This window comes from Actinoplanes sp. NPDC049599, assembly GCF_044465625.1.
In the GTDB taxonomy this organism is placed as follows: domain Bacteria; phylum Actinomycetota; class Actinomycetes; order Mycobacteriales; family Micromonosporaceae; genus Actinoplanes.
In genome coordinates this window covers 194,409-210,512 of the sequence record NZ_JBITLX010000006.1, presented here as the reverse complement: position 1 = coordinate 210,512, position 16,104 = coordinate 194,409, and the positions used below count along the sequence as shown (strand labels likewise).

The window sequence follows — 16,104 nt, the reverse complement described above, 5'->3', positions numbered from 1 at the left end:
AGCATACGTGGCCCGCGGTCGCGGGCCGTCCTCAGCTGGACAGTTCCGCATTTCGGAGCCCGTCGGTCCGCATCATCGAAGCGAGGAAGAACGAGTCCGTCCACGGCGGCGTCGCCCGCCGGTAGCGGGCGGCACGGTCGCGGTCGCCCCGGGCCGCCAGCAGGAACGCGATCAGGGCGTCGAGATGCCGCCCGTCGGGACACAGCGTGCTCCTCGGGACGGCGGCCGCGTCCTGCCGCGCCTTGATCACCTCCCGCAGCAGGTGGTCGCTCGCCTCGCCCGTCACAACCCGCACCATCGTGCCCAGGTACGCGGCGTCCACGTCACCGGCCGGGCCCTCCTCCGCCAGCACCCGGGTCAGGTCGAGGGCGGCCGCCGGGTCCCCGACGATGATCAGGTGGGTGATCGCCTCGATCAGGCCGCGCCGGACGTAGTACGCCGCGGGGTACGGATCGGCGGGATCGTCCACGGCCGCCCGGAGCGCCCCGACCAGCCCGGCGAGGTCCCGCTCGCCGGGCTGGTCGAGGCCGTCCACCAGCGCGAAGTACCGGGCCCGGGCGGCGCCCCCGGTGCGGGCCAGCTCCTTGCCGATCAGCCCGGCGTTCCGGGTGACCTTGCGGGCCCGCGTCGCCGCGCCCAGGCTGTAGCCGTCGTGCCGGACGGTGAGGCCGAGCTTGCCGATCCGGGCCCGTCCGGTGCGCACGGCCGGGTATTCGTGCACCAGCCCGCGGAAGGAGACCGCACCGGCGTCGAGCACGATCCGGGTGACGCCGTGGCAGATCTCGCCGGTGCCGGCCTCCTGGATCAGCGGCGCGAGCGCGTCGTACCCGCCGAGGTCACGGACCCGGCAGACCTCCGGGACCAGGCGGGTCGCCTCCGCCGGGTCCAGCCACTCGTCGGCGTCCAGGAAGAACACCGTCGGGTTGCGGCTCGCGGCGAGCGCCTCGTTGCGCGCCTCGGCGAACGAGTCACGCCAGGTCGTCCGGAGGATGCGCAGCCGGTCGGCGGCGAGGCCGGCCGCCAACGGTACGGTCCGGTCGGCCGAGCCGGTGTCGAGCAGCACGACCTCGTCGACGCCCGACGCCAGCAGGCTCGTCAGGCACCGCCGGATGGACCGCTCCTCGTCCCGCGCGATGACGGCGGCGGTGATGCCTCCCATGACAGGTCAGCCGATCAGGCGTACGTGGTGGTCTCGAACTGGCCGGATGCGCAGGGCGCCTGGACGGTCACCAGCGACGTGCCTGCCAGGGCGACCGCGGTGCCGGCCATGGTCCGCAGCGGGCGACGGGGCGCCGCCTCCCCGATCTCACCCATGACCTCGGCGAGGATCTCGTCTCGCACGTCCACAGTGGTGCCTCCCGCGGGGTCCATCGCCGAATCGGAACGGCAGGACGCTAGCAACGCGGCCGTATCGCGCCCGCACATTGGGCGCACACCGGCTCAGTCGAGGCTGCTCAGCCGCTTCCGGGCCTGCTCGGCCGCGGGGTCGCCCAGGGCCTCGTAGATCCGCAACGCGCGGCGCCAGGCGTCGGCCGCGGCCCTCCCGTCGCCCGTCACCGCCCGGACGTCGCCCAGCCGGGTCAGCGTCTCGGCCTCGTGGTAGCGGTCGGCGGAGTCCCGGAACAGCGCGATCGATTGCTCGTACAGGTCGGCGGCCTTGCCGTGCTCGCCGAGCCGCTCGTGGGAGAAGCCGAGGCTGTCCAGCGTCGCCGCCTGGCCGTTCCGGTCGTCGATCCGCTGCTGGATGGTGAGGGCCTCGGTGCAGCTGGCGATCGCGCAGGGGTGGTCGCCGATGGTGGCCTGGATGTAGCCGATCGCGTTGAGCGTGCGCGCCTCACCGGCGGGCGTGCCGGCCAGCCGGTGCAGCCGCAGCGCCCGCCGGCCATACTCCAGCGCCTGCCGCGGGCGGCCGCGCTCGTAGGCGAGTTCGGTGTGGCTGTGCAGGGTCTGCGCCTGGCCGGTGAGGTCGCCGAGCCGCTCGTACAGGCGCAGGGCCGCGTCCAGCCGGCCGGCGGCGTCGTCGTGCCCGCCGAGCCGGAGCGCGGCGCGGGCCAGCAGCCGGTTGGCCATCGCCTGGCCGCCGCGGTCGCCGGCCCGTTCCGCCGCGGTGACCGCGATCTGCTGGACGGTGAGCTGGTCCTGCCACAGGCCCCGGGGCGCCAGGAACGCCGTGACGGCCCAGGCGAGCTGCCAGGCGTACGTCTCGAACCCGGTGTCGGCCGCCTGCCGGACGACCCGGATCAGCACCGCGCGCTCGGCGGTGAACCAGGCGAGCGCCGCGTCGCGGTCGGCGACCGGCACGGCGAAGCTGTCCGGCAGCTGCGGCGCCGGGGTGATCGCGGCCCACTGCGGCTGCAACAGGCGGGCCGCCGGGAAGGCGCTGTGCAGGTAGTAGTCGTAGAGCCGGTGCAGGGCCTCGCGCTGCGCGGCGGCCGGTTCGCCGGCGCGGACCAGCTCGGCCGCGTAGGTGCGGAGCAGGTCGTGCGGCACGTACCGGCCCGGCTGGTGCTCGCTCAGCAGGTGCAGCCGGGTCAGCTCGCGCAGCGACGAGCCGACGGCGGCCGGTTCCCGGCCGGTCAGCGCGGCCGCGGCCGGGGCGGTCAGATCCGGGCCGGGGTGCAGGCCGAGCAGGCGGAACAGGCGCGCGGCGGGTTCGCTCAGCGCCCGGTACGACCAGGAGAAGACCCGCCGTACGTCGCCGTCGGCCAGCGCGTCCAGCCGGGCCTCGCGCGGGCGCAGCTCGGCGGCGAACGCGGCGAGCGGGAACGCCGGCTTGGCCGCGATCCGGGCCGCGACGATGGACAGGGCCAGCGGGAGCCGGCCGGCCGCGTCGATGACGTCGGCGAACGCCTCGGGCTCCCGCGCGACCCGGTCGGCGCCGAGCCAGCCGCCGAGCAGGTCCCGGGACTCCGGGTCACTCAGCACGCCCAGCGTGAGCGGCCGGGCCCGTTCCGCCGCGACCAGGCCGCTGAGCTGGTCCCGGCTGGTGATCACCACGGTGCAGTGCCCGGCGCCCGGCAGCAGCGGGCGCACCTGGCCGGCGTCGCGCGCGTTGTCGAGCACGATCAACATCCGGCGGTCGGCCAGCAGGCTCCGGTACAGCCCGGCCCGGGCGTCGGTGGTGGCCGGTATCCGGCCGTCGGGCACGCCGAGCGCCTCGAGGAAGCTGCGCAGCGCCTCGGCCGGGCACACCGCCTCGACGTCGTCGTAGCCGCGCAGGTTCAGGTAGAGCTGGCCGTCGCGGAACCGGCCGGCCACCCGGTGCGCCCACTGCAGCGCCAGCGCCGTCTTGCCGACGCCGGCCATGCCGCTGATCGCCGAGATCACCACGGTGGTCGGCCCGCCCGCCGCCGCGGCCAGGTAGGTGTCGAGCCGGGTGAGCTCCGGCTCGCGCCCGACGAAGCCGCGGACGGCCAGCGGCAGTTGCGCGGGCCGGCTGCCCTGCTGCTGCTCCCGCCGCGGGTCGGCGCGGTGGTGCAGGATGTCGTCGTGCAGGCGGACCAGCTCCGGCCCCGGGTCCAGCCCGGTCTGCTCGGCCAGCGCCTGCCGGACCCGGTGGAACGCGTCCAGCGCGCCGGACACGTCGCCGGTGCGGTACAGGGCGGTCATCAGCTGGCCCCACGCCCGCTGCCGCAGCGGATGCTGCTCGACCAGGGCCCGGAGCCGCTGGATCACCTCGGCGTCCGCCGTGCCCGCGGCCAGCGCGGCCGCGGCGTGGTCCTCCTCGGCCAGCAACCGCCGCTCCTCCAGCCGCCGGACCCGGCTCTCCAGCAGCGCGCTCAGCGGCAGGTCGGCCAGCGCCGCCCCGCGCCACATGCCGACCGCCCGGGCCAGCTCGGCCGCCGCCCGCGCCGGCTCCCCGTCGGCGAGGGCGGCCCGGCCCCGGGCCACCGCGGCGTCGAACCGGTCCAGGTCCCGCTCGCCGGGCTCGACCCGCAGCAGGTAGCCGCCGGAGACCACGGGCATCCGCTCCGGTTCGCCCGCGCCGGCGCGCAGCGCCTGCCGCAGCCCCCGGACGTACGTGCGCAGGTTCGCCGCCGCGGACGCGGGCGGCTCGTCCGGCCACAGGATCGCCAGCAGCTCCCCGGCGCCGACCACCTCGTTGGGCCGCAGCAGCAGCCCGGCCAGCAGCAGCCGCTGCTTGACCGGCACGAGCGGGATCTCGACGCCGTGCCGCGCCACCCGCAACGGGCCGAGCAGCGCGAAGTCGAAGCCCAATGTGGATGGTTCGGGTGCGGCGGCCACCGGCGAAGCCTATCGACAGCTCGCCCGATGTACAGGCGATGTACGGACCTCGATGTAACGTCCGGCAGGTACCGATGCCACACCCGGTGAGCGGGTCGGACGGGGGTCCGCTGACCGGAACCGACGACGGGCGGGACAGCATTCCGCGCCTGCCGGGGTGCGGTGACCCCGGCAGGCGCGGAATCCGGCTGCGCCGGCCCCGGTGCCCGGGTCAGCCGGTACGGCAGGTGACCGTCGGCCAGGTCCAGTTGCCGTTGGCCATGATCGTCACCCCGAAGTTGTTGCCGTTGCCGTTCGGCCGGGCGGTGATCGACCCGCTGGTGCCGCTGACGGAGGCGTTCCAGCTGTTCTGCAGGCTCTGGCCGCCGTTCAGGTTGAGCGTGACCACCCAGTTGCTGGCGCCGCTGACCGCGACGTTGAGGTTGAACCGGTCGCCGTACTGCTGGCCGGCGGAGAGCACGGCGGTGCAGTTACCGCCTCCCGGGTTGGTCGGGCCGGTCGTCGGGGTGGTGGGGTTGCCGCCGCCGCCTTCCCGGACGGTGATGTCGGAGCTGCCGCTGCTCTGGTAACCCTCGGTGGCCATGATCTGGTAGGCGTGGTTGGTGCCGAGGTTCAGGCCGGCGCGCGCCCAGGCGTCGAAGTGGTTGGCGGTGGTGATGGTGCCGCTGCTGCGCTTCTGCTGGCGGACGCTCCAGAACTGGTAGAACGTGGCGGTGCCGTCGATCGACGGCTGGTTGACCCGCTGGCTGCGGTAGATGTCGTAGGTGCTGCCGTCGGTGGTGACGGAGCCCATCCGGGTGGCGCCGCTGCTGGGGTTGTAGGTGCCGAAGTTCTCCACCACGTAGTACTCGATGAGCGGGTTGCGCGTCCAGCCGTACAGGGCGAGGTAGCTGTTGCCGTTCGGGTTGTAGCTGCCCGAGTAGGTGACGGTCCGCCGGGTGCCGGTGGCCCAGCCCTTACCGCCGACCCAGTTGTTGGTGCTGTTGCTCCAGCTGCTGGAGTACCGGCCGTCGGCGCGCAGCGTCATGCTGGCGTTGCCGCTGTCCTTCCAGAACGAGAAGTAGTACCCGTTGTGGGTGCCGGTGGTGTTCTGGGAGACGGTGCGGTCGGCCTCGGCGTACGCGCTGGGCGCGGCGATCATCAGGCCGCCGGCGGCCAGCACGGCGGCGCACGCCGCGCCGAGGAGCAGCCGCACGCGGCCACGTCTCCTCGGCTTGGTGGGAGTGTCGGTCATGGGATTGCTTCCTCCTCGGGACGGCTGGCGGGAGGCCAGCAGCGCAACCCGGCCTGGCGGGCCGGCCGGGGCCGGGTGGACGGCCCGCGGACAACGGCGCCGGGTCACGCGGTGGGGATCCGGTCGTCCTGCACGACCGGGGGACGGGTCGCGGTTCCTGGCGGTGACGGTCATCGAGTGCCGTCGATGGCGACGGTAGGGTGCCGCGCGCCGCCTTGTCAAAAACTTTCGGAAATGTTCCGGAAATCTACGCGTGGGAAGGATTTGCCGCCGGGGCGCGGTTCACCCTGGCCAGTGGTCTGACCAGGAGATCCGCCATGTTGATCATGATTGGAGACGATCACGCCGAGGGCGCGTCGGGCGGCCGGATGATCACGCCGACGACTCCGAAAGATCCGGAGACCTTCCGGTCGGTGGGCCGGCGGGCCGGAACCACGAGCCGCTGCCCAGCGGGCCGGAACCGCGAGCCGGTGGCCCGGCGGCGGGCCGGAACCCGCGGGCCCGGTGGGGCGGGGTGGTGGTCAGGCGCCGACGTGGATGCCCGGGCGCAGCCGCGGGTCGGGTTCCTGCTCACGGATGATCTCGCGGGTCACCGGTGCGGTGTCTCCCCGGCCGAGCAGGAAGTACCGGACCATGTGCACCAGCGGGCTGCCCTCTGCCCAGGCGAAGTAGCAGTGCGGGCGGACCCCGGTGGAGTCCCGCAGGGCCAGCAGGATCGCCGCGATGGCGTTCGGGGCGGCGGGCGCCTCGGCGCGCAGCACCCGGTGGCCCTCGACCTCGACGCCGTGCACCGACAGCGTGTCGCTGAAGTCCGACGGGTCGACCACGTCGATCTCCAGGAAGATCACGTCGGCGCCGCCCGGCACCGGGTTGTCGCCGCGCTGTTCGCGTTCCTTGGCCGCGTACTCGCCGGCGTCGCCGGCCGTGCCGGTGCGGCGGCGCTTGGCGATGAGGTTGATCTCGCCGTCGAAGGCGAGGGAGTCGGTGATGAACCGGCGGGCGTTCTCGTCGAACTCGATGCGGTCCGCCCGCAGCTCGGTGGTGCGCGAGACCCGGGAGATCAGCGAGACGGCGACGATGCCGGCGATGAACAGCCCGGAGATGGCCAGGCCGTCCGGCTTGTCGATGACGTTCTCGGCCAGCGCGTAGGTCAGCACCGCGGTCAGCACGCCGAACCCGACCGCCGCCGGCCGGTTGCGCCGGCGGATCGTCGAGACGGTGACCGCGAACGCGCCGGAGACCATCATCGCCAGGATGCCCGTGGCGTAGGCGCCGGCCTGCGCGTCGACATCGGCGCCGAACGCGATCGTGAGGAGCACGCTGATCACGGTGTAGACCAGCACCACCGGCCGCACGGCGCGGCCCCACTCCGGCGCCATGCCGTAGCCGGGCAGGTAGCGCGGCACGATGTTGATCAGTCCGGCCATCGCGGACGCGCCGGCGAACCAGAGGATCAGCACGGTGCTGAGGTCGTACACGGTGCCGAACAACTCCCCCAGCTGGTCGTGGGCCAGCCAGGCCAGGGCGCGGCCGTTGGCCGCGCCGCCCTCGGCGAACTCCGCCGGCGGGATGAGCACGGTGGTGACGAAGCTGCTGGCCAGCAGGTAGACGCTCATGACGGCGGCGGCCGTGGTGAGCAGCTTGCGGGCGTTGCGGATGCGACTGGCCAGCCGCTGCTCGGCGTCCGCGCCGTCCGCGGCGATCAGGGGCATCATGCTCACCCCGGTCTCGAAGCCGGACAGGCCCAGCACCAGCAGCGGGAAGGCCAGGATGGCGGGCACCGCCAGATCGCCGAACCCGCCGCCGTCCGCGGTCAGCGCGGTGGTCCACGCCGAGAACGCCCCCGGCGAGGTGACGACCTCGACCAGGCCCACGACGATGACCACGGCGTTCAGCCCCAGGAACGCCACGACCAGCGGGATCGCCACGCTGACCGCCTCGCTGAAGCCGAGCAGGAACACCCCGCCCAGGATCAGCAGCAGGATCACCGTGACGATGACCGCGTGCCCGTCCAGGAAGCCGGGCGTGTGCGGGTTCTCCAGCAGGTGCAGGCTGGCGTCCGCCGCGGACAGGGTGATGGTGATGATCCACGAGGTGGCGACGAAGCCCAGCAGCACGAGCACGAACACCTTGCCCCGCCAGAACGGCAGCAGCTCCTCGAGCATGGCCACCGACCCGGCGCCGTGCGGGCTCTCCTTGGCGACCCGTCGGTACATCGGCAGCATCCCGAGCAGCGTCAGCGCCACGATCAGCAGGGTCGCCAGCGGCGAGACCGCACCGGCCGCGGTTGCCGCGATCGCCGGCACGTAGGCCAGGCTGGAGAAGTAGTCGACCCCGGTCAGGCTCATGACCTTCCACCAGGGGTGCTGCTCGGCATGCGCCTCGTCGGCCGCCGGGCCCACCGGATGCACCTGGTGCTTGAGCAGCCACCGGGACAGCCGGTGGGCGGGACGGTGCTGCTCGGCGGGCGTGTCGACCACCGCCGGGATCGCGTACGGGGTCTCCGGACGTTGCTCGCCGGGCGAATCCACGTCGTCGGTGGTTTCCATCTGTCTCGCTCCCCGTACCCGCACAGCGGTGCCCTACCGCCCCGGCCACGGTACGACCGTTCGCGCCGCCCTTCCACTCGGGGCCCCGCGATCAGCTCAGCGTCACCTCCAACGTGTGCCGGCCGCCCGTGCCCGCCGGGGTGAGCACCTCGTTGCCCCGGGCGGTGGTCCGCTGCCGGTACGCCGCGGGCCGCCCGTCCAGCCGTACCTGCGCCACAGCCGCGCCCGCCGGCAGCACCGCACCGAGGGTGAGCTGGGCTCGCACCCCCGCCCGCACCGAGACGGTGAGGGTGCGGGCGGACCGGGTCACCGTCACGTCGAGCGAGCCGCGGCCGAGCCGGATGTCGTGCCCGGCGATGCGGTCCTGGCCGGGCGGCAGGGCCGGCACCACGGCCAGCCGCCCGCGGCCGACTTCCGGGTCGACGCCGAGCTGCTGGTGCACCACCGGCCAGAGCACCCCGTAGGCGCCCCAGGCCTGCAGCACGCTGGACCGGCTGAGGAAGTCCCGCTCGATGTTGGCGACGAAGTCCGGCGACGGCGCCACCTCAGGCATCGCGCCGGGCATCTCCCAGACGGCCGGGTCGAGCTGGATGCGGGCGTTGCCGGTGGTGTAGCGGCGCTGCGGCCCGAGCCGGCCGTAGTTGCCCTCGGCGACGGCGGCCACCGCGGTGTTCAGCGAGAAGGTGGCCCGCTCGGCCGGCACGCCGGACACCACGCTGTCGCAGGACGGGCCGGTGTTGCCGGCCGGCGCGCCGGTCGGCCCGCTGCCGGTGTGGAACAGGCCGAACTCGCCGGTGTAGCAGTCCCGTTCCCGCTGGGCGAGCGCGACCTGCGCGTGGGCGGTGGTGGCGAGCGGCCCGCCGGGCAGCTCGGCCTCCATCGGGGTCAGGCCGGTCCAGTGCCGCTGGAACACCTTGACGTCGCCGGGGTCGCCCAGCGAGTCCGCGTACGCGTTCGCGTCGCCGCCGTACCACCAGGCCTGCTCGAAGGCGCGCTCGCGCCGCTGCGCCTGGGCGCTCGCCCAGCCGGCGGTGGCGCGGTCGCCGCGGGCGTCCGCCAGGTCGGCCAGGTCACGCAGCCCGCGGATGGTGTAGACCGCCACGTCGAGCTTCTCCCCGCCCATCCCGGGCCGCTCCACGTTGCCCAGCCCCTCGGGCCGGCCGTCGGCGTCGGCGTCGAGCGCGGTCACGTACCGCATGGCCCGCACCGCGGGTTGGTACATCTCGCCGAGGAACGCGTCGTCGCCGGTCCACCGCCAGATCAGCGCCACCGTGCTGGGGAACTTGGCGCTCTCGTCGGTGTTGCCCGGGTCCTCGTTCGCGCCGAAGTAGACCTGCCCGTCCGGGGTGACCTCGTGCACGATCTTGCCGGACCGGCCGTTGACGATCCCGCTGATGGCGCGCAGCGCCCGCAGGTGCGCCTTGATCGGCTCGAACTGCCCGGCCGCCACCGAGGCGAACGCGGTGTACTCGGCGTCGGTGGCGAAGATCCATGGATAGTCGGGCCAGCCCGCGCCGACCCACCGGGCGACCGGCACGGTGCCGGCCGGCGGCGGGAACCGGGTGCCCTCCCGGCTGGCGAAGACCCGCAGGTCACGGGCCTCCTGCACGGAGTCGGCCAGGTTCTGCTTGGACCACTCCACGCTGCGCTGCAGCAGCCGGTCACCGGGCAGGTCCACCCGGGTCCGCGCGGCCAGCGCCGCCCGGTCGGCCAGCTTGCCGAGCAGGGCCCGGTCCGGGGCGTGCAGGGCGCGCTGGGACTCAGCGGTGGCCGCCGCGACACCGTCGTCCGAGCCGGCCACCGCGAACCAGACCGTGCGCCCGCTGCGCGGCACGTCCAGCGTGTACGTGAGCCGGCCACCGGTCCCCCGGCCGTACGGGCCGTCGTCGCACCGTGGCGGCGCCGGATCGGCCACCGGGCACACCACGGCGGGGTCCTGCGGGCCGCGGTGGCCGGGGCCGAGCGCATGGCTGTCCGGGGTGAGGGCGCTGCCGACCACGGCGGCGTAGTCGTGCGGCCGCGCGCCGGTGGCGGTCTCCCGGAAGACCAGCCGGCGCCCGTCGAAGCCGCCGGTGTCGGGCAGGTTGACCGTCTCCTGGCTGGGCGTGGTCCAGCCCCACGGGTACGCGGAGAGCAGCTCGGAGTGCGCGTCCACGGCCAGCGTGATCCGCCGGGCGGGCCCGCCGAAGGTCAGCCCGACCAGCGCGGCCCGGGCGCCGTCCGGCAACACGTCGGTGCGCCGCACCGGCAGCCCGCCGGGCCCGGCCAGGTCGAGCTGGACGAACCCGGCGCCGCTGGTGAACCGCGTCGTGCTCAGCCACTGCCCGTCGACGGCGAACCACAGCCCGTCGAGCAGCTTGATCGGCGGGCTCCAGAAGCCGCCCATCTCGCCGCGGATGTGCCAGCCCGTCGCCGGGTAACGGCCGTCCGTGGCACCGACCTCGTAGGCCCGGTCGCCGCTCGCCACGAACCGCCGGTCGGCCAGCCGGCGCTCCTCGGCCAGCCCGCCGGGTGCGGCGGCCGCGGCCGCCGACGCCGGCGGCACGACGGCTCCGGCCGCCGCCACCAGGGCGACCAGCGGGACCAGGGCGAGTCCCGAGCGGGCATTCCATCGAAGTCGGCGCATGCGGGCCTCCCTGCGGATCGACAATGATCGCTGGTCCCACAGTCTCGCCGGCCATCCATGAGCGCAAGTGCAGGCGGCACGACACGCCTTTCGCCGGCACGAGCGAGGACGCCCGCCGGTTACGACCGCGCCTCCCGCAGGGCCGCCAGCCGGCGCAGCCAGTCACCGTCGTTGTTCGACGCCCCGACGCCGAGCAGCACCTGGTCGAAGGCGTTGCCGTCGCTGTCGTCGGTGTAGCAGACCGCCACCTCCGCCCACGGTGACACCGCGAGGGAGAACTGGTCCTGCCGGCCGGTGACGGTCTGGGTCAGCCGCTGGGCGCCGAGCCTGCCGTCGGTGGTGCCGTCGGGGTTCAGCCCGCGCAGCCAGCCGTCCAGGCCGCCGGTGGTCCAGCCGACCACCGCGAAGCCCTGGTCGTCGACCCCGACCGCCGGCGCCGTCCCGCCGGCCGCGACCTGGACCTCGGCGTGCCGCCCGGTTCCCGCCGGGGTGAACGAGCGGGCCCAGACGCCGGCGGTGCCGGAGTGGTCGGACTCCCAGGACACGGCGACGTCGCCGACCAGGTCCGTGGCGACCGCCGGGCGGCGCTGCTGCCCGGTGGCGGTCGCGTTCGCGAGCCGCGGCGCCAGCAGGACCGCCCCGGTCGCCCGGGCCAGCCGGGTGAGCCCGACATCCAGCGACCCGGTGCCGGCGGCATCCCGCTCCCAGACGATCGTGGCGTCGCCGCCGGCCGCCACGGCGACGTCCGGACGCTGGTTCCTGCCGGTGCTCCGGCTCGCCACCTTCTCGTACGCCTTGACGGCCGTACCGGTGAACCCGGCGGCCTTGACCGTGACGGCCGCGCCCTGGACGTCCTCCCAGACCACGGTGAACGCCACCGCGGCCGGGCTGCCCGGGACGCCGTCCGGGTCGGCCGCGACCCTGGGCCGGATCTGGTCGCCGGCCGCGCTCGCGTTGGCCTGCCCCGAGGCGAGCACCGCGCCGGCCGGCGAGACGACCCGGTACGGCACGTTGAACACGCCGTTGCCGTCGGGATCGTCGGCCCACACCACCACGGCGTTGCCCCGGTCGTCGAGCCCCACGTCCGGCGTGAGGTGCTTCCAGTTCTTCCCGCCGGCGCCGCCGGCGGAGAGCTTCCGCTCGTAGACCGGGGCGCCGTTGCGGAACAGCCGCAGAAAGACCTCGGAGTGGCTGTTGTCCGCGGGGTTGGTGGCGTCCCGGTCGTCCTCCCACACCACGGCGACCTCGCCGTTGCGGTTGGCGGCGACGGCCGGGCCGTCCTGGTCGCCGGCGGCGACGCTGTTGGCGGCGGAGAAGGTCACCGACGCGGCGGCGACGGCGACCGTGGTGGTGAGGGCGGCGAGAACGGTGGTCATCAGAGCTCCTGCAGTCCGGGCCGGCCGTCGAGCACGACGAACGACTTGAGGGTGGTGGCCGCGGCGCCGTGCTCGGTGACCACGGGCACCGCCCGGAAGTCGGCACGCAGCTCGGTACGCCCGATCGTGGTGAGCGTGTAGCCCCGGCGGTCCGAGAAGAACCGCAGGTGCGGGTTCGCCGCCTGGTACGGGACGGCGGTGTCGGCGGTGCCGTCGCCGCCGGAGGAGATGGAGGTGCAGACCAGTTCGGTGCCGACGACCGCCGACGAGGCGCCGGCGTAGTCGGCCTTGAGGTCGTTGGCCCACGCCGAATGGATGTCGCCGGTGAGCACCACCGGATTGCGGACGTTGCGGTCGCGCCAGCCCTGCTGGATCCGGCCCCGGGCGGCCCGGTAGCCGTCCCACGCGTCCATGTTCGCGGTGCCGCCGGTGCGCAGCTGCTGGGCGAAGAAGACCTGCTGGCCCAGGATGTCCCAGGTGGCGTCCTGCCGGGCGAGGCCGTCGAGCAGCCAGGTCTCCTGGGCGGTGCCGGTCATGGTCCGGCCGGCGGTGCCGGCGGCGGCGCAGACCTTCCAGCCGTCACCGCAGGCCTGGTCGTCGCGGAACTGGCGGGTGTCGAGCAGGTGGAAGGTGGCCAGGGTGCCCCACGGCACCCGCCGGTGCAGCGGGATGCCGGCGCCCACCGGCGCCTGGGCGGGGCGCAGCGGCATGTTCTCGTAGTAGGCGCGGTAGGCGGCGGTGCGGCGGGCCGTCCACTGGGCCGCGGTCAGCGCCGGGGTGCTGTCCGCGCGGACCAGGGTGGCGTAGTTGTTCTCGACCTCGTGGTCGTCCGGCACGACCAGCCAGGGCGCGACGGCGTGCGCGGCCTGCAGGTCGGGATCCGTCTTGTACTGGGCGTGCCGGCGCCGGTAGTCGGCCAGCGTGACGGTCTCGGCGCCGACGTGCCGGCGGACCAGGCCCGCCTTGGGGCCGTACTCGTAGAGGTAGTCGCCGAGGTGCAGGACGAGGTCCGGCCGGTCCTCGGCCATCCGCCGGTACGCGGTGAAGTAGCCCTGCTCGTAGTGGGCGCAGGAGGCGAACGCCATGGTGAGCTCCCGCCCCGGAGTGCCGGCCGCCGGCGCGGTGCGGGTACGCCCCACCGCCGAGAGCTGCCCCTGGGCGCGGAAGCGGTAGTAGTACTCCGCGTCCGGGGCGAGCCCACCGGCGACCACGTGCACCGAGTGCGCGTCGGCGTACCGGGCGGTGACCGTGCCGGAGGCGACCAGCGACCCGAACCGCTGGTCGGTGGCGACCTGCCAGTCCACCGCCACGTCGGCGTCGGGCATGCCGCCGTGCCCGTCGGCGTTCAGCGGGCTCGGCGCCAGCCGGGTCCACAGCACCACGCTGGTGGCTGCCGGCTCGCCGGAGGCCACCCCGAGCTTGAACGGGAACGGGGTCGCGGCCCCGGCGGCACGCCCGGTCAGCGCCAGCGCGCCGGCGCCGGCCACGCCGCCGAGGATGAACGTGCGTCGATGCAGCATCGTCATAGTCGCTCACCCTCGCGGCGGCGCGTGAACGACGAGGGCAGCGCCGGGGACGACCCGGTGTCCGGCGGCTCAATCCATCGACATCAGTGAGTGAACGCTACGGGCGGTCGGTGCGTACCGCGCGGGCCACGCCGAACCAGCCGCGCCGCACCAGCCAGCTGACCTCGCGGGCGAACCAGTTCCGGGCCCGCAGCACCAGCAGGATGAACGGCACCGACGTCGCCGGCATGGCGAACGCCTTGAGGCCGCCGGACCCGTCGGGATCCGGGTCGACGGCGAACAGCAGCGCGGCGACCGCCGTTGCGATCAGCCGCAGCACCGCCAGGGCGAAGGTGGGCCGGCGCAGGTGCTGCCGGATCAGCATCCGGGTCGCACCGGACAGCGCCCGCAGCCGCCACCGGAACAGCGCCGCGGCGCACCCGATGCCGACGGCCGCGATCACCAGGCCGGCCGCCACACCGGCGGGGCCGTCGACCCGCAACCGCAGCATGCTGGTGGCCACCGACGCGACCACCAGCAGCAGGCTCACCAGGTCGGTGACCAGCCAGAGCGCCCCGCGCGCGCTGCGGGTCGCGACCTGGACGACGGTGGTGTCGGCCGGCGCGGCGCTCAGGACCGCGCCCAGGGCCGGCGACGCGCGCACCGCCCGGCCCCGGCCGGCGTCCATCTCCGCCAGCGAGTACAGCGCGACGGGGTCGTCCGGGGCCAGCGCCAGGGCCCGCTCGTACGAGGCCCGGGCCGCGTCGAACCGGGCCATCCGGCGCAGGGCGTCACCCTCGGCCACGTACCCGGCGGGGTCGTCCGGGGCGAGGTCCCGGGCCCGCGCGGCGGCTTCCAGGGCCGCCACGATGTTGGCCGTGCCGCCGTCCTCCAGCAGGGTGTAGACCAGCATCAGCTCGCCGTGCGGGTCGTGCGGGTCGAGGTCCCGGGCGGTGCGCGCGGCCTGCACGGCCTCCCGGGTCTGCCCGGTCATCAGCAGCGTCGCCGCGGCCTGCCGGTGCGCGACGGCGAGGTCCGGCGCGAGGGCGAGGGCGCGGTTGGTGGCCGCCAGTGCCTCGTCGTAGCGGCCCGCGGCGCGCCGGCCGGCGGCGAGCAGCACCAGCGCGGCCACGTCGTCCGGGTCGTCCGCCAGCTGCCGTTCGACCAGCTCGGCCGCGTCGTCCGGCCGGCCCGCGGCCAGCAGGTGGTGGGCCCGGGCGTGCAGGTCGCCGGGCGGCGTGGCCGCGGTCACCGCAGCAGCTTCCGCTTCTTCAGGTACGCGACCAGGTCGTCGTAGGCGCCGCCCTCGTTGGCGAACATGGCCACGTTGCGGGCGGTGGCGAACCAGGGGCCGGTGGACGGCTTGACCTGGCTCAGCGCCCGGACGAAGTCGCGCTGCTCGATCATCCGGATCGTGCCGCTGCGGATCGAGTCGGCCATCGCGTACTCGGCCGCGGACTCGCACAGGTGGGCCAGGTCGGCGCCGGAGAAGTCCTCGGTCGCCGCGACGATCTTCGGCAGGTCGATCCCGGCGATCGGGCGGTTGCGCAGGTCCAGCTCGATGATCGCCTGGCGGGCCGGCGCGTCGGGCGGCAGCACCAGCACCATCCGGTCGAGCCGGCCCGGGCGGCGCAGCGCCGGGTCGACCTGCCAGGGCGTGTTCGTCGCGGCGAGCACGAACACCCCCTCGTTGTCGGTGTCCACGCCGTCCAGCTCGGCGAGCAGCTGGTTGGCGACGGTGCGCATCGAGGTGTTGTGCATGTTCGAGCGCTTCTGGCCGAGCGCGTCGATCTCGTCGAGGAACAGCACGCACGGGGCGTTGCGGCGGGCGGTCTCGAACAGCTCGTGCAGGTTGCGCTCGGAGTTGCCGAGCCACATGTCGAGCACGTCGACGATCGACAGGGACATGAACTTGGCGCCCAGCTCGCCGGCCACCGCCCGGGCCAGGTAGGTCTTGCCGCAGCCCGGGGGGCCGTAGAGCATGAGGCCGCCGCGCAGGCTCTTGCCGTACAGCTTGCGCAGCTCGGGGTTGCGCATCGGGCCCAGGAACGCCAGCTCGAGGCGCTCCTTGACCTCGGTCATGCCGCCGACGTCGGCCAGCCGGATGCCCGACGACTCGACGTCGAACTTGCGGTCGTCGTGGCCCCGGGCCGGCTCCGGCGGGCCGCCGGTCGGCAGCGGGTCGGCCGGGCCCTCGGACGCCAGGTAGCGGGGCGGCACGACCGGGGAGAGCTCCTGCTCGTACGCGGCCAGCGGATCACCCTCGTCCGCCGGACCCGGCTCTGCCTCAGTCGGGGCGGAGGACTCGGCGGGGGGCGCGGCCGCGGTGAGCGCCCGCTGCATCAGGGCCTGGGCGCCGGCGTTGCCCGGGTCCCGGGCCAGCACCTGCCCGGCCTGCGCGACCGCCTCGACCGCCCGGCCGGCGTCCACCAGCAGGCCGCCCAGGTGCAGGCGCAGCGTCAGATCGTCGGGCCGGGCCTCGATGGCGCCGGTGAGGCTGGTGATCAGAATGTCGTCGCTCATGGCAAGGGCAGGATAGAGGGCCGCCGCCGCCCCGGCCAAAGCCGTC

At 74.7% G+C, this 16,104-nt stretch carries 10 protein-coding genes; all 10 read right to left on the bottom strand.

The features are described 5' to 3' along the window. Positions 1 to 31: 31 nt before the first annotated feature. Positions 32 to 1,159 (bottom strand): glycosyltransferase, encoded by a 1,128-nt coding sequence (locus ACIBQZ_RS13735; RefSeq protein WP_396088924.1) that lies wholly within the window; start codon positions 1,157 to 1,159, stop codon positions 32 to 34. Positions 1,160 to 1,173: 14 nt separating this feature from the next. Beyond that, complete coding sequence (locus tag ACIBQZ_RS13730) at positions 1,174 to 1,371, bottom strand: hypothetical protein (RefSeq protein WP_396088923.1); 198 nt, start codon at positions 1,369 to 1,371, stop codon at positions 1,174 to 1,176. A gap of 69 nt (positions 1,372 to 1,440) precedes the next feature. After that, positions 1,441 to 4,245, bottom strand: a complete 2,805-nt coding sequence (locus tag ACIBQZ_RS13725; protein WP_396088922.1) for a BTAD domain-containing putative transcriptional regulator — start codon at positions 4,243 to 4,245, stop codon at positions 1,441 to 1,443. A 211-nt stretch (positions 4,246 to 4,456) separates the two neighbouring features. Continuing rightward, complete coding sequence (locus ACIBQZ_RS13720) at positions 4,457 to 5,479, bottom strand: glycoside hydrolase family 11 protein (RefSeq protein WP_396088921.1); 1,023 nt, start codon at positions 5,477 to 5,479, stop codon at positions 4,457 to 4,459. A 521-nt stretch (positions 5,480 to 6,000) separates the two neighbouring features. Next, on the bottom strand, positions 6,001 to 8,028 hold the full coding sequence (locus ACIBQZ_RS13715) for an amino acid transporter (RefSeq protein WP_396088920.1): 2,028 nt from the start codon (positions 8,026 to 8,028) through the stop codon (positions 6,001 to 6,003). Positions 8,029 to 8,119: 91 nt separating this feature from the next. Continuing rightward, entirely contained in the window at positions 8,120 to 10,654 is a 2,535-nt protein-coding gene (locus ACIBQZ_RS13710; RefSeq protein ID WP_396088919.1) for a hypothetical protein, read from the bottom strand. 119 nt (positions 10,655 to 10,773) lie between these two features. Then, on the bottom strand, positions 10,774 to 12,030 hold the full coding sequence (locus ACIBQZ_RS13705; protein ID WP_396088918.1) for a hypothetical protein: 1,257 nt from the start codon (positions 12,028 to 12,030) through the stop codon (positions 10,774 to 10,776). Further along, positions 12,030 to 13,556, bottom strand: coding sequence for an alkaline phosphatase D family protein (locus ACIBQZ_RS13700; RefSeq protein WP_396088917.1), 1,527 nt, complete (start codon positions 13,554 to 13,556; stop codon positions 12,030 to 12,032). The genes ACIBQZ_RS13705 and ACIBQZ_RS13700 overlap by 1 nt, the downstream gene beginning before the upstream one ends. A 97-nt stretch (positions 13,557 to 13,653) precedes the next feature. Continuing rightward, on the bottom strand, positions 13,654 to 14,787 hold the full coding sequence (locus ACIBQZ_RS13695; protein WP_396088916.1) for a tetratricopeptide repeat protein: 1,134 nt from the start codon (positions 14,785 to 14,787) through the stop codon (positions 13,654 to 13,656). Further along, positions 14,784 to 16,058 (bottom strand): AAA family ATPase, encoded by a 1,275-nt coding sequence (locus ACIBQZ_RS13690; protein WP_396088915.1) that lies wholly within the window; start codon positions 16,056 to 16,058, stop codon positions 14,784 to 14,786. The genes ACIBQZ_RS13695 and ACIBQZ_RS13690 overlap by 4 nt, the downstream gene beginning before the upstream one ends. Positions 16,059 to 16,104 lie beyond the last annotated feature (46 nt).

Excerpts from the sequence above, each read along its gene's own strand:
- ACIBQZ_RS13720 (WP_396088921.1), bottom strand. The coding sequence starts at position 5,479 with ATGACCGACACTCCCACCAAGCCGAGGAGACGTGGCCGCGTGCGGCTG.
- ACIBQZ_RS13710 (WP_396088919.1), bottom strand. The coding sequence starts at position 10,654 with ATGCGCCGACTTCGATGGAATGCCCGCTCGGGACTCGCCCTGGTCCCG.
- ACIBQZ_RS13700 (WP_396088917.1), bottom strand. The coding sequence starts at position 13,556 with ATGACGATGCTGCATCGACGCACGTTCATCCTCGGCGGCGTGGCCGGC.
- ACIBQZ_RS13690 (WP_396088915.1), bottom strand. The coding sequence starts at position 16,058 with ATGAGCGACGACATTCTGATCACCAGCCTCACCGGCGCCATCGAGGCC.
- ACIBQZ_RS13715 (WP_396088920.1), bottom strand. The coding sequence starts at position 8,028 with ATGGAAACCACCGACGACGTGGATTCGCCCGGCGAGCAACGTCCGGAG.
- ACIBQZ_RS13735 (WP_396088924.1), bottom strand. The coding sequence starts at position 1,159 with ATGGGAGGCATCACCGCCGCCGTCATCGCGCGGGACGAGGAGCGGTCC.
- ACIBQZ_RS13730 (WP_396088923.1), bottom strand. The coding sequence starts at position 1,371 with ATGGACCCCGCGGGAGGCACCACTGTGGACGTGCGAGACGAGATCCTC.
- ACIBQZ_RS13705 (WP_396088918.1), bottom strand. The coding sequence starts at position 12,030 with ATGACCACCGTTCTCGCCGCCCTCACCACCACGGTCGCCGTCGCCGCC.